22 protein-coding genes and 5 pseudogenes are annotated in these 23,968 nt (G+C 29.6%); 16 read left to right on the forward strand and 11 right to left on the reverse strand.

All coding sequences use genetic code 11. The features are described from left to right. Positions 1-54 precede the first annotated feature (54 nt). From hemE to ACZ1HD_RS04455, 10 genes and pseudogenes are all read left to right on the forward strand, one after another. Positions 55-1,016: pseudogene (hemE, locus tag ACZ1HD_RS04410) on the forward strand (uroporphyrinogen decarboxylase). 3 nt (positions 1,017-1,019) lie between these two features. Next, a complete protein-coding gene (locus ACZ1HD_RS04415; protein ID WP_077808698.1) occupies positions 1,020-1,364 on the forward strand; it encodes a 5-carboxymethyl-2-hydroxymuconate Delta-isomerase in 345 nt (114 codons plus the stop codon). A gap of 114 nt (positions 1,365-1,478) precedes the next feature. Next, on the forward strand, positions 1,479-2,216 hold the full coding sequence (locus tag ACZ1HD_RS04420) for an EI24 domain-containing protein (RefSeq protein WP_472688734.1): 738 nt from the start codon (positions 1,479-1,481) through the stop codon (positions 2,214-2,216). 33 nt (positions 2,217-2,249) lie between these two features. Beyond that, positions 2,250-3,197 (forward strand): hypothetical protein, encoded by a 948-nt coding sequence (locus ACZ1HD_RS04425; protein ID WP_472688735.1) that lies wholly within the window; start codon positions 2,250-2,252, stop codon positions 3,195-3,197. Beyond that, positions 3,197-4,101: pseudogene (gene hemF / locus ACZ1HD_RS04430) on the forward strand (oxygen-dependent coproporphyrinogen oxidase). Before ACZ1HD_RS04425 ends, hemF begins: the two are co-directional and overlap by 1 nt. Before the next feature lie 431 nt (positions 4,102-4,532). Beyond that, positions 4,533-4,778, forward strand: coding sequence for a hypothetical protein (locus ACZ1HD_RS04435; RefSeq protein ID WP_472688736.1), 246 nt, complete (start codon positions 4,533-4,535; stop codon positions 4,776-4,778). Between the two features lie 373 nt (positions 4,779-5,151). After that, entirely contained in the window at positions 5,152-5,820 is a 669-nt protein-coding gene (locus ACZ1HD_RS04440) for a S41 family peptidase (RefSeq protein ID WP_472688737.1), read from the forward strand. A 343-nt stretch (positions 5,821-6,163) separates the two neighbouring features. Next, positions 6,164-7,482: pseudogene (locus tag ACZ1HD_RS04445) on the forward strand (dihydrolipoamide acetyltransferase family protein). Positions 7,483-7,588: 106 nt separating this feature from the next. Next, positions 7,589-8,200 (forward strand): hypothetical protein, encoded by a 612-nt coding sequence (locus ACZ1HD_RS04450; protein ID WP_472688738.1) that lies wholly within the window; start codon positions 7,589-7,591, stop codon positions 8,198-8,200. After that, the gene (locus ACZ1HD_RS04455; RefSeq protein ID WP_472688739.1) at positions 8,182-8,322 is read left to right on the forward strand and encodes a hypothetical protein; all 141 of its coding nucleotides are present in this window, start codon (positions 8,182-8,184) and stop codon (positions 8,320-8,322) included. Before ACZ1HD_RS04450 ends, ACZ1HD_RS04455 begins: the two co-directional genes overlap by 19 nt. A 56-nt stretch (positions 8,323-8,378) precedes the next feature. Here ACZ1HD_RS04455 and ACZ1HD_RS04460 read toward each other — a convergent pair whose 3' ends face one another. The 11 genes and pseudogenes from ACZ1HD_RS04460 to tsaD form a co-directional block, all read right to left on the reverse strand. After that, positions 8,379-9,065 carry a GNAT family N-acetyltransferase gene (locus tag ACZ1HD_RS04460; protein ID WP_472688740.1) on the reverse strand — a complete coding sequence of 229 codons (687 nt, stop codon included), beginning with the start codon at positions 9,063-9,065 and terminating at the stop codon, positions 8,379-8,381. Between the two features lie 67 nt (positions 9,066-9,132). Then, a pseudogene (locus tag ACZ1HD_RS04465) lies at positions 9,133-10,792 on the reverse strand (dihydrolipoamide acetyltransferase family protein). Positions 10,793-10,795: 3 nt separating this feature from the next. Continuing rightward, a complete protein-coding gene (gene pdhA, locus ACZ1HD_RS04470) occupies positions 10,796-11,785 on the reverse strand; it encodes a pyruvate dehydrogenase (acetyl-transferring) E1 component subunit alpha (RefSeq protein ID WP_077808707.1) in 990 nt (329 codons plus the stop codon). A 174-nt stretch (positions 11,786-11,959) separates the two neighbouring features. Then, entirely contained in the window at positions 11,960-12,154 is a 195-nt protein-coding gene (locus tag ACZ1HD_RS04475; RefSeq protein ID WP_472688741.1) for a hypothetical protein, read from the reverse strand. A gap of 511 nt (positions 12,155-12,665) precedes the next feature. After that, the gene (locus tag ACZ1HD_RS04480) at positions 12,666-13,334 is read right to left on the reverse strand and encodes a M15 family metallopeptidase (RefSeq protein WP_472688742.1); all 669 of its coding nucleotides are present in this window, start codon (positions 13,332-13,334) and stop codon (positions 12,666-12,668) included. 22 nt (positions 13,335-13,356) lie between these two features. Continuing rightward, a complete protein-coding gene (locus tag ACZ1HD_RS04485; RefSeq protein WP_472689284.1) occupies positions 13,357-13,569 on the reverse strand; it encodes a DUF1206 domain-containing protein in 213 nt (70 codons plus the stop codon). Continuing rightward, entirely contained in the window at positions 13,488-14,117 is a 630-nt protein-coding gene (locus tag ACZ1HD_RS04490; protein ID WP_472688743.1) for a DUF1206 domain-containing protein, read from the reverse strand. Before ACZ1HD_RS04490 ends, ACZ1HD_RS04485 begins: the two co-directional genes overlap by 82 nt. A 69-nt stretch (positions 14,118-14,186) precedes the next feature. Beyond that, the gene (locus ACZ1HD_RS04495; RefSeq protein ID WP_472689285.1) at positions 14,187-14,714 is read right to left on the reverse strand and encodes a sulfatase-like hydrolase/transferase; all 528 of its coding nucleotides are present in this window, start codon (positions 14,712-14,714) and stop codon (positions 14,187-14,189) included. Then, positions 14,639-15,658 (reverse strand): LTA synthase family protein, encoded by a 1,020-nt coding sequence (locus ACZ1HD_RS04500; protein WP_472688744.1) that lies wholly within the window; start codon positions 15,656-15,658, stop codon positions 14,639-14,641. The genes ACZ1HD_RS04495 and ACZ1HD_RS04500 overlap by 76 nt, the downstream gene beginning before the upstream one ends. Further along, positions 15,655-16,041, reverse strand: a complete 387-nt coding sequence (locus ACZ1HD_RS04505; RefSeq protein ID WP_472688745.1) for a hypothetical protein — start codon at positions 16,039-16,041, stop codon at positions 15,655-15,657. Before ACZ1HD_RS04505 ends, ACZ1HD_RS04500 begins: the two co-directional genes overlap by 4 nt. Positions 16,042-16,045: 4 nt before the next feature. Beyond that, positions 16,046-17,070 (reverse strand): annotated as a pseudogene (gene tsaD, locus ACZ1HD_RS04510) (tRNA (adenosine(37)-N6)-threonylcarbamoyltransferase complex transferase subunit TsaD). 217 nt (positions 17,071-17,287) lie between these two features. Between tsaD and ACZ1HD_RS04515 the strand changes: the two are divergent. From ACZ1HD_RS04515 to gap, 6 genes are all read left to right on the forward strand, one after another. Next, positions 17,288-19,219: an AsmA family protein gene (locus ACZ1HD_RS04515; RefSeq protein WP_472688746.1), complete on the forward strand. Its 1,932-nt coding sequence runs from the start codon at positions 17,288-17,290 to the stop codon at positions 19,217-19,219. A gap of 209 nt (positions 19,220-19,428) precedes the next feature. After that, positions 19,429-20,124 (forward strand): hypothetical protein, encoded by a 696-nt coding sequence (locus tag ACZ1HD_RS04520; RefSeq protein WP_472688747.1) that lies wholly within the window; start codon positions 19,429-19,431, stop codon positions 20,122-20,124. A 23-nt stretch (positions 20,125-20,147) separates the two neighbouring features. Then, complete coding sequence (locus tag ACZ1HD_RS04525) at positions 20,148-20,744, forward strand: translocation/assembly module TamB domain-containing protein (RefSeq protein WP_472688748.1); 597 nt, start codon at positions 20,148-20,150, stop codon at positions 20,742-20,744. A 26-nt stretch (positions 20,745-20,770) separates the two neighbouring features. Then, positions 20,771-21,697 (forward strand): translocation/assembly module TamB domain-containing protein, encoded by a 927-nt coding sequence (locus ACZ1HD_RS04530; protein ID WP_472688749.1) that lies wholly within the window; start codon positions 20,771-20,773, stop codon positions 21,695-21,697. A 229-nt stretch (positions 21,698-21,926) separates the two neighbouring features. After that, the gene (pfkA, locus tag ACZ1HD_RS04535; RefSeq protein ID WP_472688750.1) at positions 21,927-22,910 is read left to right on the forward strand and encodes a 6-phosphofructokinase; all 984 of its coding nucleotides are present in this window, start codon (positions 21,927-21,929) and stop codon (positions 22,908-22,910) included. Between the two features lie 27 nt (positions 22,911-22,937). Next, positions 22,938-23,939 (forward strand): type I glyceraldehyde-3-phosphate dehydrogenase, encoded by a 1,002-nt coding sequence (gene gap / locus ACZ1HD_RS04540; RefSeq protein WP_472688751.1) that lies wholly within the window; start codon positions 22,938-22,940, stop codon positions 23,937-23,939. Positions 23,940-23,968: the final 29 nt, after the last annotated feature.

A 23,968-nucleotide genomic window follows, 5' to 3' on the forward strand; every position in this document is an offset into this window, starting at 1 on the left:
GATTTATTTTTAAGAGCATTAAAAGGAGAAACTGTAGATAGACCACCAGTTTGGATGATGCGTCAAGCAGGAAGATATTTGCCAGAGTTTATGGAAATTAAACACAAATACGATTTCTTTACACGTTGTCAAACTCCGAATTAGCATCAGAAATTACTGTACAACCAATCCGTAGATACGGTATGGATGCTGCAATTTTATTTTCTGATATTTTGGTAATTCCACAAGCAATGAACATTCATGTAGAGATGAAACCAAATTTTGGACCTTATTTACCAAATCCTATTCGTACTCAAAAAGATTTAGACGCTGTTATTATTCCAGATATTCAAGATTCTTTAGGTTATGTAATGGATGCAATTAAAGCAACTAAAGAAAAGTTGAATGATGAAATTCCGTTAATAGGTTTTGCAGGTTCGCCTTGGACAATTCTTTGCTATTGTGTACAAGGTCAAGGTTCTAAAAACTTTGATAAAGCAAAAGAATTATGTTTTACAAACCCAGTTGTAGCACATTCTTTATTACAAAAAATTACAGATACAACTATTGCGTATTTAAAGGCAAAAGTAGAGGCTGGTGTAGATGCTGTTCAAGTATTTGATTCTTGGGGTGGAATGTTATCACCAGTAGATTATCAAGAGTTTTCATGGCAATATATGCAGCAAATAATCGATGCTTTAAAAGATATTACTCCGGTAATTGCATTTGGTAAAGGTTGTTGGTTTGCGTTAAACGAAATGTCTAAATCTGGTGCTTCTGCATTAGGTGTAGATTGGACTTGTTCTGCAAGAAATGCACGATATTTATCTGGTGGAAATATTACTTTACAAGGTAATTTCGATCCAACAAGATTGTTCTCTCCACCATCAGAAATTAAGAAAATGGTTACTCAAATGATTAACGAGTTTGGTAAAGACAAGTATATCGTGAATTTAGGACACGGTATTTTACCAAACATTCCGTTAGATCATGCAAAAGCATTTGTAGATGCAGTTAAAGAATATAAAGCAAATTAAAAAATGCCTCATTTTATTTTAGACTGTTCAGAAAATATTTTAAAGCTTCAAGAACCTAGAAAGGTGCTTGAAGCTGTTTTTGAAACAGCATTTTCTACCGGATTATTTGATAGAGATGATATAAAAGTACGTTTAAATCCATTTAAACATTCTTTAGTGCAAAGTGCCGAAGCAGATTTTATACATGTTTTTGGTAACATTATGGAAGGAAGAACAGAAGAACAAAAATCTGATCTTTCTTATGCTATTGTAGCTACACTAACAACGCTTTTTCCTAATGTGCCTATCATTTCTATGAATATTAGAAATTTTGAACAAGCTACTTATTGTAATAAATCTATGATTTAAATAAGTAATTTGGGCGTTACTTTGTTAAAAAAACAAAGTCGCGCTTTCCATTATATCTTTTTGCAGAAAAAGCAAAAAGGATGCCATTTCAATCGCTAACGCAAACCAAGGTTAATGATAAAAAATATACTTTCTGCAATAAAAGCATATTTAGGAGCTGTCAATTTAATTTCAAAATTAAAACTTTGGAAATATTTTATAATTCCTATAATTATTAGCATTGTTACTGCAACTATTATTGGTTTTACAGCTTACGGATTGTCAGATAATGTAGGTCAATTTTTATCAAAAATTTGGATTTGGGATTGGGGAAAACAAGCCTTTTCATCTTTTGCTTCTTTTGTTGGCGGAATTTTTGTGCTGGTAATGGGTTTAATTTTATACAAACATATTGTTTTAGCTTTTTCCGCTCCGTTTATGAGTCCGGTTTCAGAAAAAATAGAAATCTATATCAACGGAAGTTTAAAACATCAATATAGAAAAACAAGTTTTAACGAACAATTAATTAGAGGAATTCGAATTAATATCAGAAATTTATCAAAAGAATTGTTAATTACAATTCCTATTTTATTATTAAAATTTATTCCTGTAGTTAATATTTTTTCGACAATTTTACTGTTTTTAGTACAGTCTTATTATGCAGGTTTTGGTAATATAGATTACACATTAGAGCGTCATTTTAATTATAAAGAAAGCATTTATTTTGTTCGTAAAAACAAAGGTATAGCTATAGGAAACGGAATTGTGTTTATGCTTTGTCTGTTAATTCCCTTTATAGGAATTATTATTGTTTTGCCTTTATCTGTAACTGCTGCAACTACAAAAACAGTAGGTTTACTAAAAGACCAATAAGTATTTATTTATAAACGCTATTTGAAAATAAAAATGAAAGCAAGAAATCTATTCTTTATTTTGAGTTTATTAGCTTTTTTAACTTCATGCTCTAAGAGAGAATCTTATTGGATTGATTTTAATTGGGTTTCAATTGATATGAGCGGGCAAAAATTTGAAAAAGCTGCAATTTTTCTCAATTTTAAAATAGACAGTTTTCCAAACCGTTTTTCTGCACAATTTGATACAGGAGCAGAAAGTTTTTTTAAAGAAAAGACTATTTCCTCTTTTTTAGAAAATAATACAAAACTGTCAAAAAAACTTGATAGTTTACCATCTAACAAAAACTTAAATAATTTACCGGTAAAATTAGCTCTAACTAATTTAAATTTAAAATTTAAGGACACTGTAGTACTTCAAAAAAGAGTATTTTTTTATCCAAACACGGGAAAAGCATTTACTGAAGAAGAGTTTGATTCCAGTAGAATTCATTTAGGAACTTTAGGGGTAGATTTATTAAAAAATAAAATTCTTATCGTAGATTATCCTTCAGAAAAATTGGCTTTTTTAGAAAAAATTCCATCTAGTTTTAGAGTTGTTCAAAGCATACCTTTTGTTTTAGATGATATAAATAGAGTTCATATACCTATTAAAATAAAAGAGCGTTCTTTTTATGTTATGTTAGACACAGGTTCAAGTATGTTTTCTTTAATCACAAGCGATAGAGATGTATGGAATAAAATAAGAAAAAGTGATAATATTGATACTTTAAGTGTTTCTTCTTTTGGTAAATATTATGATGTTTTTGGCTCTAAAATTGAAGAAGATATCTATCTTATGGATATGAATTTAAAAAAGCATAAAATACATTACAGCACAAGACCTATGGATGATACTTGTCTTAATGGAACAAAAGTTATTGGTACAACTGGAAATAAATTATTTTTAGATAAAGTAATCGCTATAAATTATAAAAATAACACGTTGAATATTTTAGAATAATGAAAGATCAGTTTTATAAATACATAGAAAATTTACAAGACACAATTACTTCTAAATTAGAAGAAATTGATGGAGGAACTAAGTTTAAAGAAGACATTTGGGAAAGGCCGAAGGCGGAGGAGGAAGAACACGTGTTATAGAAAATGGAAATGTTTTTGAAAAAGGAGGCGTAAATATATCTGCTGTTCACGGTGATTTGCCAGAGGTTTTAAGAAATCAATTTAAAGTAAAAGAAGGTAATTTTTTTGCTTGCGGCTTAAGTTTGGTTTTGCATCCTATAAATCCTTTTGTGCCAACGGTTCATGCTAATTGGCGCTATTTTGAAATGTACGATGATGCTGGTAATATAGTAACGCAATGGTTTGGTGGCGGACAAGATTTAACGCCTTATTATTTGTTTGAAGAAGATGCAATACACTTTCATTCTGTTTGCAAAACTGCTTGCGATGCTCATAATTCAGAGTTTTATCCGAAGTTTAAAAAAGTATGTGATGAGTATTTTTGGAATGCTCACAGAAACGAAGCCCGCGGAATTGGTGGTTTGTTTTTTGATTACTTAAAAGAAACAGAAGCATTCTCTATAAAAGATCGATTTGATTTTGTTACTCAAGTAGGAGATAGTTTTCTAGAAAGTTATGTACCTATCGTAAATAGAAGAAAAGAGGTTGAATTTGATAAAAGTCATAAAGATTGGCAAGAAGTAAGGCGTGGACGTTACGTAGAGTTTAATTTAGTACACGACAGAGGAACTTTATTTGGACTAAAAACAAACGGAAGAATTGAAAGTATTCTAATGAGTTTGCCGCCAATTGTTCAATGGAAATATAATCATCAACCGGAAGAAAATTCCAACGAAGCAAAATTGCTAGACGTTTTAGCTAAACCTAGAAATTGGGTCGAATAAGATTAAGCTTTATTGTAATATATCTTTTAAAGGGTTTTGTTTTTTTGCTAAAAAAATAAAACCTTTTTTTATGACTAATTTGTAAATTGTTAATAACCTTGGTCTTCAGGAGGTTTTAGTGAATGATGTATTGGTTCTTTATTCGTTATTAACTTTTAAAATAGTTTCTGTTTTTCTTAAGGAGAATGGTTTTTAATGTATTGATATTCAGTTGTTAATATGTTAATTAGTTTTGCGGGTTTTTCTCTTCTTCTTGAGGTTGTATTTTGTTTTTTAGTTATTAACATCAATTAGTCAAACTTATTAACATTTTGTTAATAAGTTTGATGCTGCTTTGCTTTTTGTAGAGATGAAAATTTTAACTTTAAAAAAGTAGATTCGCGTTTATAGTGATTTTTACGAGTTATGATAATTCGCACAAAAAAGAAAAAATGAAAAATTTGCTATCCCTTTTATTATTAATAACTTTTCAATTAACTTTTTCTCAAAAAAATAATTATGTTGATAATTATGAAATTAGTCAAGATTTTGGAAAGATTATTCAAGATTTGTCTAACGATTACATTTATTTAAAAGATAAAAAAACTGATTTTAGTTGTGTTAAAGAAAAATACGCTGAAATTGTATCAAAAGTAAAGACAAATCAAGAAAAAATACTTTTTTTGAATATTTATTAAATGAGTTTTATGACAGTAACTTACAATTAAACGCTAAAACTAAATCTTCTTTTCGTTTACATTCGCCCCTACACATTGTTCTTAAAGAAGATAAGTTTTACGTTCAAAACATTTGGTTTTCACAAATTAAAGATTTTGGAAAAAATATTATTGGGGCAGAAGTTTTAAATTTTAATAGCAAAGAATTTAATAAAGTTATAGATGATTTTCCTGTACAATGCGTTAATAAAAAGATACTGAAGTAAGAGAGTGGATTGCAAATAAAATTATTTCAGGTAGATTAAATGAGTCTAGGGTTTTAACTTTAAAATTAGTTGATGATAGAAAAATAAGTTTAAACGTAGATAATATTAAAATTAGAGAAGAAAGAAAATTGCTTTCTGTTCTTAAAAAAGATGATTTTACTGTTATTAAAATTAATAATTCGCTAAATCACGCAAACTTTATCAGATATTTCGATAATCAGTTAAATGCAAATATAAATGCTAAAGGTTTAATTTTAGATTTAAGAAATACCACAGACGGTAAAAATTCATACGTTGCAAATGCAATTTTAAGCAGGTTTATAGATTCTGAAGTACCTTTTAAAAAGAATGTTACAAAAGATAAATTTGGAAACAATCCTGCTATTATAAAAAGTAGGTTAGAATTTGTTAATCCTAGAGGAATTCAATTTAAACAACCAGTTATTGTTTTGGTTGGAAAATGGACAGGTAGTGTTGGGCAAGATGTAGCCATTGGTTTAGATGGTATAAATAGAGGAAAAATTTTGGGTACTAAAATGATGAAATTGGCTGGAGAAACCAAAGATTATTCTTTTACTAAAGATAAATACGGTTATAGAATTCCTACAGATAAAGTTTATACTGCCAATGGTGTTATAAGAGAAAATTTTATACCCAAATATCACATTTTACAACAAAGTACGTTAAAAGATGATGTTCTTAATAAAGCCTATAGTTTGCTAGAAGCTGAAGCTAATGATAGTTTTGCATCAAAAATTAAAAACAAAAGTAATATAGTTGCTAAAAATGATAAATAATTATTTTATCGATTAGTTTTTCAATTTTTTTAAAAGAATAAAATAACTGCATACATAATTTTTCAATCTACTAATAATTAATATGCGAGATAAAGAGTGATTTTTTTACTTTGTCAATAAACGTGTACAATTAAAATGATGATTGAATTAAGTAGATTTATTTATTGTGATATATTTAAAATTTAGGCTAAAAAATAAAAATTATATAAAATTATTGGCTTTATTATTTTAAAATTATGAATAATGTAAATGAGACTTCGTTGTAAAATTAATTTTGGACTAATTTTTTTGATGTAAAATGAATGAAATTTAGTACTTTTGCAATCTCTAAAATCAGATAGAAATGGCAAGATTTGAATTGAAATTACCTAAAATGGGGGAAAGTGTTGCAGAAGCAACAATAACTTCTTGGTTAAAAGAAGTAGGAGATACAGTAGAATTAGACGAAGCAGTTGTAGAAATTGCTACGGATAAAGTAGATTCTGAAGTACCTAGTGAAGTTGAAGGAACTTTAATCGAAATTTTATTTCAAAAAGATGACGTAGTTGCTGTAGGTGATGTTATTGCTGTTATAGAAACAGAAGGTGAAGATGCAAGAGAAGTAAAAACAGAAGCAATTAAAGAAGTTTCTGAAGAAAAAACGACCGAAGTAGCTGCTGTTGAGCAAACAATAGAGAAGGCTGCAGAAATTAAGGCTACACCTATTTCTAAAAATTCAGAATCTGGTAAATTTTATTCTCCGTTAGTTAGAAATATTGCTCAGAAAGAAAATGTTTCTATGGAAGAATTAGAAAGTATTTCCGGTTCGGAAAAGATGGACGAGTTACCAAAGAGGACATTTTATCGTTTTTAGAAAACAGAAGCAATTCACCTAAAACAACAAGTAAAGCTGTTCAGCCTGCTAAGAATGTTGAAAAAACTGTTGCAAAAGCAGCACCAGTTTCTGTAAACGGAGAAGATGAGGTGATAGAGATGAGCAGAATGGGTAAATTGATTGCTAAACATATGGTAGATTCTGTACAGACATCTGCACACGTGCAATCTTTTATCGAAATCGATGTTACAAATATTGTAAAATGGAGATCTAAAGTTAAAGATGCCTTCTTTAAACGTGAAGGAGAAAAGTTAACTTTTACCCCTATTTTGATGCATGCTGTAGCTTCTACAATAAAAAAATATCCTTTAATAAATATTGCTTTAAACGGCGATACTATCATCAAAAAGAAAAATATTAATTTAGGTATGGCTGCTGCTTTACCAGATGGTAATTTAATTGTTCCTGTTATTAAAAATGCAGATCAACTAAATTTAGTTGGTATGACAAAGTCGGTAAACGATTTAGCTGTTAGAGCAAGAAATAATCAATTAAAACCAGACGAAATTCAGGGCGGAACTTATACAGTTACTAATGTTGGTAGTTTTGGTTCTGTTATGGGGACTCCAATTATCAATCAGCCACAAGTTGCAATTTTAGCTTTAGGTGCTATTAGAAAAGTGCCTGCAGTAATAGAAACTCCAGAAGGTGATTTTATTGGAATCAGACAAAAAATGTTTGTTTCTCATTCTTATGATCACAGAGTAGTAAATGGTGCTTTAGGAGGAATGTTTATTAAAACTTTAAAAGAAACATTAGAAGCTTGGGATGTAAATCAAGATGTTTAAGCTACTTATATATTTAATTTAAAAAACGTTCGAAATTTTCGAGCGTTTTTTTATTTTAAAACAGTATTTTCGTGACAATATAAAACTAAAATTTAAAAAGATAAAAATGAAAAAATTGTTATTATTATTTGTGTTGTCTATTGCTTTTAATTCAGTTGCTCAAGAATCTGTGTTGTTAAGAGCTAATTATAAAAAAGGAGATACTTATTTAGTAAATTTAGACCAGTCTCAAAGTATGGGCGCTCAAGGTGGTGTTGATATGAAAATGACCATGTCTATGGAAGTTACAGAGGCTTCTGATGAAAAAATTACAACTTCATCTAACATTAAGTCTATTAACATGAATATGTTACAAGGTGGTAATGTGATGACTTATGATTCTTCTACAAAAGAAGAAGATTTAGATGAAATGGGTAAGATGATGAGTCAACAGTTTAAGCCAATGATGCAGGCAAAAATTATCTCTACTTTAACATTAAGAGGTAAAATTTTAGAAACAAAAGTTGATCCTTCTAATCCTATGATGGATCAGTTTACAAAACAAACTAAAGGAGTTACTTATCCGGAAGAAAAAGTATCTGTGGGTTCTTCTTGGGAAGATGAAGTAAACGAACAAGGAATGACTGTAAAAACTGTTTATAAAGTATCTAAAATCGCTGCAGGCAAGGTTTATATTGATGTTTCGGAACCGTTTCTGGTATGGGTACTGGAGATGTAAAGGGAAATTTAATTGTAAATGCTGATTCTGGTGTTCAAGAAACTTTAGACTTAATTATGAACATGAATGCAGGCGGAATGGAAATGAAAATTACAACAAAAAGTACTACAACAAAACAATAAGCTTATAAATACTAAATTTAAAGAGCCCTAAGATATATCTTAGGGCTCTTTTTGTGCTATAGCTTTTTGTAAAGCCACCAATTCATATCTCTAGTATATTTAAAACCTAGCTTTTCATATAAGGGTATTGCCGCATTGCCTTTGTTTGTATGCAAAATAGGGAGTTTTTTATCGTTTAAAATATCTTTGGTTGTGTGGTAAATTAATTGTTTTGCTAAACCACGTCTTGTAAAATCTGGATGTGTTACAACAGAACTAATTTCTATAAAATCATTAGTTTGCATTCTTTGGCCAGTAATTGCTACTAATTTTCCTTCCTTAAAAATTCCGAAAAATTTACCCATTTCAAAACCTCTCTTTTGGTAAAAACCAGGCATCACTAACCATATAAGGTCATATACTTCTTCTATGTGTTTTTCGGTTAAAGGTGTAATCTCATCAATAAGATCAACTTCTATTAATTGATCTAAAATCATTTGACAACCATTAATTTTTTTCTTTAGTTTAATTTTATCAGTATGAACAGCGGGAGTATCTTTTTCGGAAACGAAGAAAAAAGTATCTGTTATTTTAGAATATTTGTCTGCTGCATCTAATGTTTTATTTGCTTGAAAAAAAGAACCAAAATTATTTATTTCAGGATTGTAAAATTGAACGCCATCGTATTCTATAAGAAATTTATTGTGTGTTTCTTGTAATGCGTACCAAACAGGGTTTTTTAATCTATCTTCTAGTGTAGTCATAAATGCATTAAAAAATAAAAAAGCCCGCTTAAAAGCGGGCTTTTCAAATTAAAAATTTTTCAAAAACCTAAGCTAACATTGTAACAGGGTTTTCTATATATGTTTTTAAAGTTTGTAAAAACTGAGCACCAACAGCACCATCGACAGTTCTGTGGTCACAAGTTAACGTTAATTTCATTGTGTTACCAACTACTATTTGTCCGTCTTTTACAACTGGTTTTTCAACAATTGCACCAACAGATAAAATTGCAGAGTTTGGTTGGTTAATTATTGATGTAAAATTATCAATACCAAACATACCTAAGTTAGAAACAGTAAAAGTACTTCCTTGCATTTCTGCAGGAGTAATCTTTTTATTTCTTGCTTTACCTGCTAAATCTCTAACACCAGCACCAATTTGAGTTAAACTTAATTGATCTGTGTGTTTGATTACAGGTACAAGTAATCCGTCTGCAACAGCAACTGCAACACCAACATGAATATGATCGTGATAAATTGTATTTGCATCTGACCAAGATGTATTTACTTGTGGATGTTTCTTTAATGCCATTGCACAAGCTTTAACAACCATGTCATTAAAAGATACTTTTGTATCTGGTATTGCATTAATTGTTTTTCTTGAAGCCATTGCATTATCCATGCTTACTTCAATATTTAGACTAAAGTCCGGAGAAGTAAATTTAGAATTACCTAAAGACTTAGCAATTGCTTTTCTCATTTGAGAGTTTTTAACTTCTCTAGAGTTTTCTACACCTGCTGCAACTGTAGTTTCTGCTTGTGTATTAGTTGCAGATGCTTTTTCTTCAGTTTTAGCAGAAGGTGTGTAATTTTCAACATCCTTTTTTATAATTCTACCATTTTCACCAGTACCTTTTACGTCTACTAAATTGATGCCCTTATCAGAAGCTATTTTTTTAGCCAATGGTGAAGCAAAAATTCTACCACCATTAGAGTTTGTAGAATTGTTATTAGTTGTTTCTGTAGATTTAGAATCTTCAGGTTTACTTTCTTCTTTGCTAGTCTCTTTTTTAGCTTCTGGCTTTTTAGTTTCTGCATCATTTGAATTAGAAACAGCACCTCCGTTTTCTACAATTGCAGAAACATCTGTACCTTCTCGGTCCAATAATAGTTAACAAACTATCAACTGGTGCAGTTTCACCTTCTTGCACACCAATGTAAAGAATAGTTCCTTCGTAGAAACATTCAAATTCCATTGTTGCTTTGTCGGTTTCAATTTCTGCAAGCATATCACCCTCTTCAACTGCGTCACCAACGTTTTTTAACCAAGTTGCTACAGTACCATCTGTCATTGTATCACTTAAACGAGGCATAGTAATTATCTGCACTCCTTCAGGAATAGTAACAGAACTACTAGAAGTATTTTCTTCAGATTTTTCTGTTTTTGGTTCTTCGGATTTTTCTTCTTTATTAGATTCAGAAGCTTTATCGTTAGAAGAATTTCCATTTAAAATATCAGAAATATCTTCACCCTCTTCACCGATAACAGCTAACAATACATCAACTGGAGAGGTTTCACCTTCCTGAATACCAATATGTAATAATGTTCCTTCATAAAACGACTCAAACTCCATTGTAGCTTTGTCTGTTTCAATTTCGGCTAAAATGTCTCCTTCTTCAATTTTATCTCCAACATTTTTTAACCATTTTGCCACAACACCTTCTTCCATGGTGTCACTTAATCGGGGCATGTTTATTACTGTAGCCATATTTTATTTTATAAAAGGATAATCTTCTTGTTCATAAACCATGTCGAACATTTGCTGAGTTTCTGGATAAGGAGAATCTTCTGCAAATTGTTCACATTCTTTTACTTTAGCCTTCACTTCTTTGTCTATTGCAGCAATTTCTTCTGCAGTAGCATATTCTTTTTCTTTAATTACATCTAAAATTTGAGTAATAGGATCAATTTTTTTGTACTCCTCAACTTCGTCTTTAGTTCTATAATGTTGTGCATCAGACATAGAGTGACCTCTGTATCTGTAAGTTTTCATTTCTAAAAATGTTGGTCCGTCTCCTCGTCTTGCTCTTTGAATAGCTTCATCTACAGCTTCAGCAACTTTAATAGGATTCATTGCATCTACAGGTCCACAAGGCATTTCATATCCTAAACCTAATTTCCAAATATCAGTATGATTTGCTGTTCTTTCTACAGAAGTACCCATTGCGTATCCATTGTTTTCAACAATAAATATTACTGGTAATTTCCATAACATTGCCATGTTAAAAGCTTCGTGTAAAGAACCTTGTCTTGCAGCACCGTCTCCAAAACATGTTAAAGTTACAGCATCGCTACCTTTATATTTATCACCAAATGCGATACCAGCACCTAAAGGAATTTGACCACCAACAATACCATGACCACCGTAAAAACCAAATTCTTTAGAAAAAATATGCATAGAACCACCCATACCTTTAGAAGTACCAGTTGCTTTACCATATAATTCTGCCATCACTTTTTTAGGATCTTCTCCCATACCAATTGGCTGTACGTGATTTCTGTATGCAGTAATCATTTTATCTTTAGACAAGTCCATTGCGTGTAATGCTCCTGCTAAAATTGCTTCTTGTCCATTATATAAATGCAAGAAACCTCTAACTTTTTGTTGAATGTAAACTGAAGCTAGTTTGTCTTCGAACTTACGCCAAAAAAGCATGTCTTTGTACCAGTCTAAATACGTTTGTTTAGTGATTTTTTTCATTCTAGTGATAAATTGTTTGTTGTGAGATTATTTTATTAAATATGAATAATCGAAATACAAAAATAACTGTTTTAAATAGAATAAAAAAACTTGATTTTATACATTTAACTACAACGATTTCGTTGGGTATTTATTTGTCTTTTGCGATCACTAACGTTGCTTTGGCATCTGTTGCTAAATTCCATTCATTAGAAGAAAGTAAATCACCTGCATCGTTATAAACTTTAAAAGCTGCTGTGTTTGGTCCGAAGTACCTTGATTTAATGCAACAAAAGAAATCTTATTAATACCAACTTCTAGCGGTATTGTAAAGCTTTGATATCTTTGTTTTAAAGTAATGTTTGTAACTACAGGAATGTTGTTAACCATTATGGTAACTCGGTCACCGTCTCGGATATTGAAAATCTCTACAAATTATATTTACACTATTAGAGTTGGTTCTAAAGCTACCGAGATCTTGATCTATAACAGGATAAATGTATTGACCGTTAATTTTTTTGAATGCTTTTAAAAATCGAGCTTCATTAATCCTTTTTTGAGAAATGACGCCTTTATTATTGATTTTATCTTCCTCTTGTTTTTTCTTTAATTTTTTTTGCTCATTATCATACGCTTGTTTAAAACCATTATTGCCTTTTAACTCAATAGATTTAGGTTTTTTTAATGTTTTTGCGTTATTTAAAACTACAGCTTTAATTTTGCTTTTATTGCTAGCTCCATTGCTTTTATCTAATTGAGCAACAGCGTTTGATATCGATAAAATACAGGTGAATAAAGTAAATAAAATAAGTTTTTTTTCATGTAGAATAATTTTCTAACCGTGTATATACAAATATAATGCCTAAATAAATTGAACTTGTTTAGTTTTTGTTAAACTTAATTAGTTTACTTCAAAATTAAAATAAGTTTTAGGAAAAGGTTCGTTTCTTATTGTAAAATGCCACCATTCATTTTTATACGGATTAAAGCCGTGTTTTATCATAATATTACGTAGTAACATTCTGTTTTCTTGTTGGTCTTTTGTGATACCAGTATAAGATGGATGTGATTCTGAACCGAAAAAATCATAAATACTACCCATGTCTAATTTTTTGTTTGTCTCTAAATTCACAATTGTTAGATCAACAGAACTTCCTCTAGAATGACCAGAGCGAGAGGCGATATAACCTTGCTTAAAAAGCTTAGATTTTTTAACTTTTGGATAATATGTTTGCTTCATTAAAGTATCATCTAAAATTTTAGCCCATTTTACAAAATGATTTACTGCTTTTTGTGGTCTGTAAGCATCAAAGATTTTAAGACCTAAGTTTTTATCCGCTAGTTCTTCTTGAACCTTTTTTAATGCTTTTGCGGTTGTTGTAGTTGTGATGATACAATTACTTCGGTAACCATCAATTGGTTTACCTATAAAGTTATTATTCGAAAAATATCTTAACTCAACTTTTACTGTCGGAATTATATTATCAAGATAAACAAAGCCTTTAGGCAATTCTTGTGCTTTTAAACTTATCGAAAAAAGAAAAACCAATAAAAAAGAAATACTTTTCATAAACAATGTGTTTTTTTAGATTTTAAGAATTACTATATCTTCCATAAAAATATTGAAAAACCCCGTAGCACACAAAACCTAGTGCCATTACGCCCATTAAAATATTACCAAAAGTTAAAGAATTTAGAAAGCGAAACATTTCTTGAGTACCTTTTATTTTTTCTGGATTATTATTAAAACCTGCAGAAAAAATAAACCAAGAAAAAATGAGAAAAGAAATTCCTCTAGCAAAGATTCCAAATGCTCCAGTTTTTTTAAAACATTAAATGAAGTAATATTTTCATTTTTTTCAATATCCTCTAAATAACTATTAGTTATTACTTTGTAAAATTGATAGATTGCAGATCCTGAGAAAATAATACCAATAAGAATTAAAATTACATTACCATTTTCTATTTGTAAGATTCTTGAAACTAAAGTTTCTTTAGTAACATCGTTTGATGTTTGATTAAAAATTTTTAAAAATATTGAAATAGCAAAAGTCCCATAAAAAAAGGTTCTAAAAAGGTAACTTATAGCATTAAAATATTTTTTATTTGAATCTTCGTTTTTAAGAACATCGTAAAACTTATATGCTCTCCACAAAGCAAAAGACATTAAGCCTAAACTAACAATTAATAAGAGTACTTTACCAAAAATCTGATTTTCTAAAAATGAAATCACACCATTTTTGTCAGAAATTTTACCGCCAATATTTAAGGCGGTTAAAAAGGTTAAAATACCAATAATAATGTAAACGAATCCTTTTGTAAGAAAACCAAACTTTCTAAGTTTTAAAATCACAAATAAATATTTTTAGCTAAGTTACTCTTATTCTTTTAACTTATAATTATTTGAATAGTTGAAGTTAAATTATTTTCTTTCTAAAAAATCTTGATAAGAGTCTTGCGTTAATGCTTTACCTAAAGAATCTAAATTAGCGCTTGTTTTACCATATTTGGTAATAGGTTTTTTGCTTACATAATCAAAAAGATAAAAACCATCTTTATTTATTGTACCAAAACCTTTGTTAAACACATAATGCGCATATTGCTTGTCTGAATTGTTGAATAGATTTTTACCAAACTTAAATTCAGAATTATTTCCTTTTAATAAATCTAAAAGCGTGTAAGAAAAATCTACTTGACTTGTTATATTATCAATATTTATTCCTTTTTGGTGCAGCGCGCCACCTAACCAAAGCATGGGAATTTGAAATTTTTTTGGTGAAAAGTATTCACCTTCATGTTTAGGAGAACTATGCCCGTGATCTGCCATAATAACAATTAGTGTTTCTTTATACCAATCTTGTTTTTTTGCAAAATCTATAAATTTACCAATGTATTTATCTGTGTAAGCATGAGAGCTTCTAAATAAATCATCTTGATTTTTTTGCCAAATTTATAAGTGTCGTTTAATTCAAAAGGTTCGTGACTAGTAGATGTTAAGGCAATAGCAAAGAATGGTTTTTCTTGTTTTTTAACTAAATCGTTACCAAAACGTTCTAAAAATACGTTATCGAAAGCTCCCCATTTAGAGTTCCAATCTTTCTTATCAAACTCGCTACCATCAACAATTTTATCTATTTCTGCAATTCTTAAATAGGTGTTTAAGTTCCCGAAGTTTAAATCGCCACCATAATAAAAAGACGTATTGTAACCCAAAGCACTCATTTCTTTAGGCAACATTGGTAAACTTCTAGATTTGTTGGGCATTCTCATTATTTTTTTAATCGGCTGCGGATAATAGCCGCTTAAAATTGCAGGAATTCCTTTGTCAGTTCTATCTCCATTTCCGTAGAAATTTGTAAACCAAATACCTTCTTTAGATAACCTGTTTAAGTTTTCGGTAACAGTAGGTTCGCCATTTAATGCGCCAACAACTTTAGCGGTTAAACTCTCCCAAATAATTAAAATAACATTTGGTTTTTTTATGTTTAAAATTGAATCTCTATCGCTTTTTAAAAGTTGGTTTTTAGTTTTATTGATGATGTTTACAGTTACTTTTTCATCAAACTGTTTATAAATATTGATGTTACTGGTTTTATGAGTTACTGTGTTAGAAAAGTTCCAAATAAAATTGATGGCAGCATGATTTGCAAACATTTTTTTAGAAAAGTAAACATTACTTTGATTTACAGGAATCTCTTGTAAACCGCCTCTTAAAGGTATAATTAAAGAAGCTGTAAGTAAAAGAAATAAAGGTATTTGTATTCGATTTTCGGTATTAAAAGTTTTAAAAGTTTTGTTTATTGTTTTCTGAAAAAGTTTAATAAAAGCAAAAGAAATTAAGAACCATAAAATTAATCCGGAAATAATTTGAAAATTAGACGCAGAAGCAATCATGACTTCAGGGTATTAAGGTAACTTAAAAAAGTTGTGTCTAAACGAACGCCCCAAGCAGCATAAAGGCTTGCATCAATAATTAAAAATAAAGTTATAATTGTAATAGTGAAATAAGAATACAATTTAATAATATTTCTGATTTGTAAAGGACTTGTTAAAATAGAAATTACGACAAGAAAAAACGGGATAATGCTTAAATATGAAGTAAAAGAAGCGTCTAGTCGTAAACCATAACCAAAGGTTTTTAAGACGGTAATGAAATCTAGTTTTGAAGTTTCAGAAACATAAAAAAGTAAAAAGAATAAACGAGCAAAGACAAAATATGCAATCCAAATTAAAAAATAGGATATTAGAAATGAAAGTCTATATGCAAGGTTTTTCATAATGTTAATCTGTTACTTTTAAGCGAGCCTTTGCGGTAACAGAAACATCAGAATATGCATTGTTTAAATATTTTAAATAACCTGTTATCGCAATCATTGCAGCGTTGTCTGTAGTAAACTCGAATTTTGGAATGTAAGTTGTCCAACCAAAATGTTTTTCTGCTAATTCTAATCGGTTTCTAATTTCTGAATTAGCAGATACACCACCGGCAATTGCTATGTGTTTTATGTTTGTTTGTTTAACCGCATTTTTTAATTTGGTCATTAAAATTTCTACAATTGTATATTGTATAGAAGCACAGATATCGTTAAGATTTTCTTCAATAAAATTAGGATTTATTCTTTGTTGCTTCTGAATAAAATATAAAATTCCGGTTTTTAAACCACTAAAGCTAAAATCTAAATCGCCTACTTTTGGTTTTGTAAAAGGATATGCTTTCGGATTTCCTAATCTCGCATATTTATCTATTAAAGGTCCACCAGGATAAGGCAATCCTAAAATTTTTGCAGATTTATCAAAAGCTTCTCCAACAGCATCATCAATTGTTTCGCCTAAAACTTCCATTTTAAAATGATCCGAAACTTTTACAATTTGGGTGTGACCACCACTAATTGTTAAGCAAATAAAAGGAAATGGTGGAATTTTACTGTCTTCATCTTCTATAAAATGAGCTAAAATATGAGCTTGCATATGATTTACATCAATTAAAGGAATTTGTAAACCAAGTGCCAAAGATTTAGCAAAAGAAGTACCAACCAAAAGTGAGCCCATTAAACCAGGACCGCGTGTAAATGCAATTGCAGATAATTTTTCTTTATCAATATTAGCTTGTTCTAGGGCTTGTTGCACAACGGGTACAATGTTTTGTTGATGCGCTCTAGAAGCTAATTCAGCACAACACCACCATATTTAGAATGTACTTCTTGGTTTGCAACGACATTGCTTAGTACTTTACCGTTACAAATTACAGATGCACTTGTATCATCACAAGAAGATTCTATACCTAAAATATAAATGGGTGTTTTCATAAAAAATTAAAAAGCTATATAAATTGCAAAATTAAGTATAATTTTAAGTTGATTTTCCTTTTTTAATAATAGAAATTTAATTCTTTGTTAAATTTGCACGTTCTTTGTAATACGTGGCAATATTTTTGATTACTTTTCTTTAAATATTCTATAAAAACTAAAACACACTATCATTAAAAACTTTAGTAAAAAAATATTAAAATGGTTAGGGTACTTTGTGCTCTTTCTGCTATTAATAAGCATCTTACTTTCTACATCTTTTGTACAAACAAAGTTAGGAGTATATGCAACTAAAAAAATTAATGAAAGTTACAATACAAATTTAAGCATTGGCAAGGTAAATCTTTCTTTTTTAGGAAGTGTGGCTTTTAAAGATGTGGAAATTAGAGATCATCATAAAGATACTTTAATTTTTGTTTCAGCATTAAACACTTCGTTATTAAGTGCTAAAAAAGTTTTAAATAATCAATTGTTATTCGGCGATATTACATTACAAGATGCGCATTATTACATGAAAACTTATAAAGGAGAAACAGAAGATAATATGGCTGTTTTTCTAAACTCATTTAATAGCAATAAGAAAAAAGATTCCTTAGCTCCAAAATTTATTTTAAAAGCTGCCAACGTATATGTGCAAAACTTAGATTTTAAATTAATAAATGAAAACAATAAAAAACCGCTAAGCTTTGCAGCTTATAAGATTGGCGGAAATGTGCAAGACTTATCTATTGAAGGAGCCAATGTGTCTATAAATGCAAGAGGATTACATTTTGAAACGAATCAAGGTTTAGAAATTACCAATTTTACAACAGATTATAAGTTTACTAAAACGGATATGAAGTTTTACGACACACAATTACAAACGGAAAATTCGAATGTTTTTGGTGATATCGATTTTACATACAAGCGAGAAGATTTAAAAGAGTTTAATGATAAAGTAGATATAAGGGCAAAATTTGATAAAAGCAGTATTAAAATTCAGGATTTAAAAAAGTTTTACAAAGAATTAAACGGAAATGACGTAGTTAGTTTTTCTGGAGATATGAATGGGAAACTAAACGATTTTAAATTAACCAACTTAAATTTATCATCAGAAAAAGGAATTAAGTTAAAAGGAAATTTAGCTTTTAAAAATGTGGTTAATACAGAAAGAGGCTTTGTTTTTAATGGAGATTTAAATAATTTAACTGCAACTTATAACGATCTAAAAAGTATTCTACCTAATTTGTTAGGTAAAAATTTACCTACAGAATTTAACAAGTTAGGTTTATTTAGAATAGCCGGAAATGTAAATGTAACACCAACTAGAATGAGAGCTTCTTTAAAGATGAATTCTCAAATTGGTAGTGTGGTTTCAGATTTAGAAATTGATAATATAGATGAAATTGATACGGCTTCTTATGTTGGTGATATCGAGTTAATCAATTTTAATATTGGTACTTTTTTTAATGATCCTTTGTTTGGTACCGTTTCTTTAATTGGTGATGTTAATGGTAGCGGATTTAAATTAGAAAACATCAATACAAAGTTTGTTGGTAATATTTCTGAATTAAATTTTAACCAATATTCGTACAAAAATATTGTGGCAAATGGCCAGTATCAAAATAATAAATTCGATGGAGATTTAGTTATTGATGATGCGAATTTTAAAATGAAGTTTAATGGATTGGCAGATTTATCAGCAAAAATTCATAAGTTCGATTTTAAGTCTGATATCGAATACTTAAATCTAAAAGAAACTAATTTATTTGTTAGAGATTCTACGGCAGTTGTAAAAGGAAATATAGAATTAGATATAGAAGGAAATACTTTTGATGATATTCTTGGGAAAGCAGTTTTTAAAAATGTATTGTATACTAATCAGAAAAAAGAATACACATTTAAAGAATTTGCAGTTACATCATCAATAAAAGATAGTGTTAAAACCATAGATGTTGCATCTAAAGATATTGCGCAAGGGTATATTACAGGTAAGTTTTCGTTTTCTGAGTTGCCAAAAGTTGCGCAAAATGCGTTAGGAAGTATTTATACCAATTACAACCCATATGATGTTGCTCCAAATCAGTTTTTAGATTTTAATTTTACTGTTTACAATCAAATTGTAAATGTTTTTTTCCTGAAATTTCAATTGATGATAAAACTAAAATAAAAGGAAGAATAATTTCTGATGAAAATTTCTTTAGGCTTACATTTAATTCGCCCAAAATAGATGCTTATGGCACAGAGGTTAAAACAATTTCTTTAAGAACCGATAATAAGAATCCACTTTATAATACTTCTTTAACTGCAGAAGAAATTAATACAGATTATTATAATATTTCTAAGTTAAACTTATTAAACAGAACAGAGAACGATACGTTGTATTTTAAATCTGTTTTTAAAGGAGGAAAAAAGAAAAATGAAGATTTTAATTTAGATTTCTTTTACACTTTTAATCCGGAAGGAAAATCTGTTTTAGGTTTCGAGAAATCGTCTTTTGTTTTTAAAGAAAACACATGGAATATTAATCCTGATAAAAAAAATACAGATAAAATAACATTCGATTTAAATACAAACGAATTTAATTTTAGTCAATTTAAATTTGTTTCCGGAGAACAAAAAATAGAATTTACAGGTAATTTAAAAGGTACTGAACAAAAAATACTTTTGGCAGATTTTACCAAAGTTAAATTGCAAAGTTTTTTACCCAAAATAGATAGTTTAGATTTAAAAGGTGTGTTGTCCGGGCATTTAGATTTTGTTCAAAGCGAAGGTAACTATACGCCAGAAGGTTCTTTAACGGTAAAAGATTTTCAAGTAAACGATTTTAAACAAGGTAATTTGTTTGTAAATGTTAAAGGAGAGAATTCTTATAAAAAATACCGCGTAGATTTATCCATAGAAAATAAAGACGTTAAAAGTATTGCAGCAACAGGTGCTTTAGATTTTTCTGCACAAAGACCAATAATAGATTTAAATGTTTTTTTAGAAGAATTTAAATTAGATGCATTTAGTCCGTTAGGGCAAGATGTATTATCCTCTTTAAGAGGAACAGCTTCGGAGATTTTACGTTAAGAGGATTTTTAAGTAATCCGGATATGGAAGGAACTTTACGTCTTAAAAATGCAGGATTAAAATTTCCTTATTTAAATGTAGATTATGATTTTGAAGGCGAATCTGAAATTACTTTATTGCAGCAATCATTTATTCTAGAAGACTTTAAATTATTAGACACAAAAAATAAAACTAGAGGTATTCTAAAAGGAGATATCTCTCATTTTAATTTTAAACAATGGTTTTTAAGATTAAAAATTGAAAGTGATAATTTAATGGTTTTAGATACCGAAAATGAAGAAGAAGCTTTGTATTATGGTACAGCATATATTGATGGTTCTGCAGATATTTTTGGGTTAACAGATAGATTAACGATAGATGTAAATGCTAAAACAATGCCCGGAACAATTTTTGTAGTTCCGTTAAAAGATGTAGAAACCGTAGATAGTTTTAGCTTAATTCATTTTAAGTCCGATGAAACAGTTGTAAAAGAAAGGCAAAACGAAATTGCTTTAGAAGCATTAAAAGGTTTGACTTTAAACATCGATTTAGAAGTAACAAAAGATGCAATAGCACAAGTTGTTATTGATGAGGTTTACGGAAGTCAGTTATCCAGTAAAGGTTACGTAATCTTCAAATAGAAATTAACACACGTGGTAAGTTTAATATGTTTGGCGATTATGTAGTAGATAGCGGAGTGTACGATTTTAAGTATGGTGGTTTTGTAAATAAGCCATTTGTAATTCAAAAAGGAGGAACTGTTTCTTGGAACGGGAATCCGGCAAACGCAAATTTAGATGTAACTGCGGTTTATAAGGCAAAAGCAAATCCCGGAGTTTTATTAGAAAACTTTAATTCGAACAGAAATATAGAAGTAGATTTAGTAACAAGAATTACTGGCGGTTTGTTTAATTCGAAGCAAGAATTAGATATTCAGCTTACCAACGTAGACCCAACAATTGCAAACGAATTAGAATTTATATTAAATGATAATAATGTAAACGAAAAAACTACACAGTTTATATCATTATTAGCGTTTGGTAATTTTGTAAATCCTGATAAAGTAAATTTTGATGCCAATGCAACTATTACAAGTACGGCTTCTAGTGCAATAGCAGCAGCTTTTTCTAGTTTATTTAATAGTCCGGATAGTAAATTTCAGTTGGGTGTAGATTATCAGCAAGGACAAAGCAATAACGATCTAGATCGATTAAATACAGATAATCAAGTAGATTTGTCTGTTAGTACGCAAGTAAGTGAAAGAGTTATTATAAACGGTAAAGTTGGGGTTCCTATTGGTACTCAAACACAATCTAGTGTTGTTGGTGAAGTTAAAGTAGAGGTTCTTTTAAATAAAGAAGGTAACTTTAGAGGTGTTATTTTTAATAGGCAAAACGAAATTCAATACACAATAGAAGACCAAGGTTATACGCAGGGTGTAGGTTTGTCTTATCAAGTTAATTTTAATACACTTTTCGGGCTCTTAAAAAAGTTAGGTTTTAAGAAAAAAACCAAATTAGAAAAGAGTAAACTACAAAATAAAGACACCACAAAAACAAAGGTAGTTTTACCTGACAATTTTGAAGGAAATTAATCCGAAGTATTAATTAATATAATTTTTAAATTAAAATTTTAACGATTTTAGTTTGATAACTTATAGTTTAAATAGACTTCAAAATTATTTATTATTTTTACTAAAAACATTAAGTTTTAATCATTTTTTAAATTAAGATTCCTTTATAATAAAGGGGAAATAGGCTAAAACGATTTCGTAGATTTATTTATTTAAGTGCTTAAAAAGCAGTAATTTTACAATATAGAATATGAAGAAAATTAAAAAAATAGCAGTCATGACTTCTGGAGGAGATTCTCCAGGAATGAATGCAGCAATAAGATCTGTAGTTAGAGCATGTGCATATTACAGAGTTAGTTGTGTGGGTATATATAGAGGTTATGAAGGACTTATTGAAGGTGACTTTATAGAGCTTACAGCTAGAAGCGTAAATAACATCATTAATAAAGGTGGTACCGTTTTAAAATCTGCAAGATCGCAAGAATTTAGAACTAAAGAAGGAAGAGCAAAAGCTTTTGAACACTTACAAGAAAATGAAATTGAAGCCATGGTTGTAATTGGTGGAGATGGTTCTTTTACCGGAGCTGTAATTTTTAATGAAGAATACAACTTTCCGATTATAGGAATTCCTGGTACTATAGATAACGATATTTTTGGTACATCACATACATTAGGATATGATACCGCTTTAAATACAGCAGTAGAAGCAATTGATAAAATTAGAGATACCGCATCTTCTCATAACAGATTATTCTTTGTAGAGGTAATGGGTAGAGATGCTGGTTTTATAGCTTTAAATGCAGGTGTTGGTGCAGGAGCAGAAGAAATTTTAATTCGAGAAGAAGATTTAGGATTAGATAGAATGTTAGAGTCTCTTAAAAAGAGTAGAAGAACAGGTAAATCTTCTAGTATTGTTGTAGTTGCAGAAGGTGATAAATCGGGTAAAAACGTGTACGAATTAGCGCAATATGTAGAAGAAAACTTACCAGAATATGATGTAAGAGTATCTGTTCTTGGGCATATGCAAAGAGGTGGTTCTCCTTCTTGTTTTGATAGAGTTTTAGCAAGTAGACTAGGTGTTAAGTCTGTAGAATTGTTATTAGACGGACAAACAAACCTTATGGTAGGTTTAAAAGACAACGAAGTAATAAGTACAAGTATTGCAGAAGCAATAAAAGGTGGTCATTCTATAAATCAAGAACTTTTAAGAGTTTCTGATATAATGACAACATAATATTAACTAGTAATTAAAGTAAAAAAAATGATAAAAGTAGGAATTAACGGATTTGGAAGAATTGGAAGATTAGCATTCAGATCTACAGTAGAAAGAGATAATGTACAAGTAGTAGCAATTAATGATTTATTAGATGTAGATTATTTAGCTTACATGTTAAAATACGATTCTGTTCATGGTGCTTTTGATGGTACTGTTGATGTTAAAGATGGTAAGTTAGTTGTTAACGGTAACGAAATTAGAATTACTGCCGAAAGAGATCCTGCAAATTTAAAGTGGAACGAAGTTGATGTAGATTACGTAATAGAATCTACAGGATTTTTCTTAACAGAAGAAACTGCTGGTAAACACTTAGAAGCTGGTGCTAAAAAAGTAGTATTATCTGCACCTTCTAAAGATCATACGCCTATGTTTGTAATGGGTGTTAATAACACAGAATTAAAAGCAGACCAAAAAATATTTTCTAACGCATCTTGTACAACTAACTGTTTAGCGCCAATTACAAAAGTTTTAAACGATAACTTTGGTATTGTAGAAGGTTTAATGACAACTGTACACGCTGCAACAGCAACACAAAAAACTGTTGATGGTCCTTCTATGAAAGACTGGAGAGGTGGACGTTCTGCAATTGGTAACGTAATTCCTTCTTCTACAGGAGCTGCAAAAGCAGTAGGAAAAGTAATTCCTGCAATGAACGGAAAATTAACTGGTATGGCATTTAGAATTCCTACAATGGATGTTTCTGTAGTTGATTTAACTGTTAAATTAGAAAAATCTGCTTCTTATGATGATATTTGTGCTGCAATGAAAGCTGCATCAGAAAGCGGACCAATGAAAGGTATTTTAGGTTATACTGAAGATATGGTTGTTTCTCAAGATTTCGTAGGAGATACTAGAACTTCTATTTTTGACGCCAAAGCAGGTATTGCTTTAAACGATAACTTTGTAAAAGTTGTTTCTTGGTATGATAATGAAATAGGATATTCTACTAAAATTGTAGATTTAATTGAATATGCTGCAACTTTGTAGTCTATAAAATAAGTTTAAAAAAATCCTGA

The sequence above is a fragment of the Polaribacter sp. HA6-7 genome, assembly GCF_055693625.1.

Excerpts from the sequence above, each read along its gene's own strand:
- ACZ1HD_RS04415 (WP_077808698.1), top strand. The coding sequence starts at position 1,020 with ATGCCTCATTTTATTTTAGACTGTTCAGAAAATATTTTAAAGCTTCAA.
- ACZ1HD_RS04420 (WP_472688734.1), top strand. The coding sequence starts at position 1,479 with ATGATAAAAAATATACTTTCTGCAATAAAAGCATATTTAGGAGCTGTC.
- ACZ1HD_RS04425 (WP_472688735.1), top strand. The coding sequence starts at position 2,250 with ATGAAAGCAAGAAATCTATTCTTTATTTTGAGTTTATTAGCTTTTTTA.
- ACZ1HD_RS04435 (WP_472688736.1), top strand. The coding sequence starts at position 4,533 with ATGAAAAATTTGCTATCCCTTTTATTATTAATAACTTTTCAATTAACT.
- ACZ1HD_RS04450 (WP_472688738.1), top strand. The coding sequence starts at position 7,589 with ATGAAAAAATTGTTATTATTATTTGTGTTGTCTATTGCTTTTAATTCA.
- ACZ1HD_RS04455 (WP_472688739.1), top strand. The coding sequence starts at position 8,182 with ATGGGTACTGGAGATGTAAAGGGAAATTTAATTGTAAATGCTGATTCT.
- ACZ1HD_RS04460 (WP_472688740.1), bottom strand. The coding sequence starts at position 9,065 with ATGACTACACTAGAAGATAGATTAAAAAACCCTGTTTGGTACGCATTA.
- pdhA (WP_077808707.1), bottom strand. The coding sequence starts at position 11,785 with ATGAAAAAAATCACTAAACAAACGTATTTAGACTGGTACAAAGACATG.
- ACZ1HD_RS04475 (WP_472688741.1), bottom strand. The coding sequence starts at position 12,154 with ATGGTTAACAACATTCCTGTAGTTACAAACATTACTTTAAAACAAAGA.
- ACZ1HD_RS04480 (WP_472688742.1), bottom strand. The coding sequence starts at position 13,334 with ATGAAAAGTATTTCTTTTTTATTGGTTTTTCTTTTTTCGATAAGTTTA.
- ACZ1HD_RS04500 (WP_472688744.1), bottom strand. The coding sequence starts at position 15,658 with ATGATTGCTTCTGCGTCTAATTTTCAAATTATTTCCGGATTAATTTTA.
- ACZ1HD_RS04505 (WP_472688745.1), bottom strand. The coding sequence starts at position 16,041 with ATGAAAAACCTTGCATATAGACTTTCATTTCTAATATCCTATTTTTTA.
- ACZ1HD_RS04525 (WP_472688748.1), top strand. The coding sequence starts at position 20,148 with ATGGAAGGAACTTTACGTCTTAAAAATGCAGGATTAAAATTTCCTTAT.
- ACZ1HD_RS04530 (WP_472688749.1), top strand. The coding sequence starts at position 20,771 with ATGTTTGGCGATTATGTAGTAGATAGCGGAGTGTACGATTTTAAGTAT.
- pfkA (WP_472688750.1), top strand. The coding sequence starts at position 21,927 with ATGAAGAAAATTAAAAAAATAGCAGTCATGACTTCTGGAGGAGATTCT.
- gap (WP_472688751.1), top strand. The coding sequence starts at position 22,938 with ATGATAAAAGTAGGAATTAACGGATTTGGAAGAATTGGAAGATTAGCA.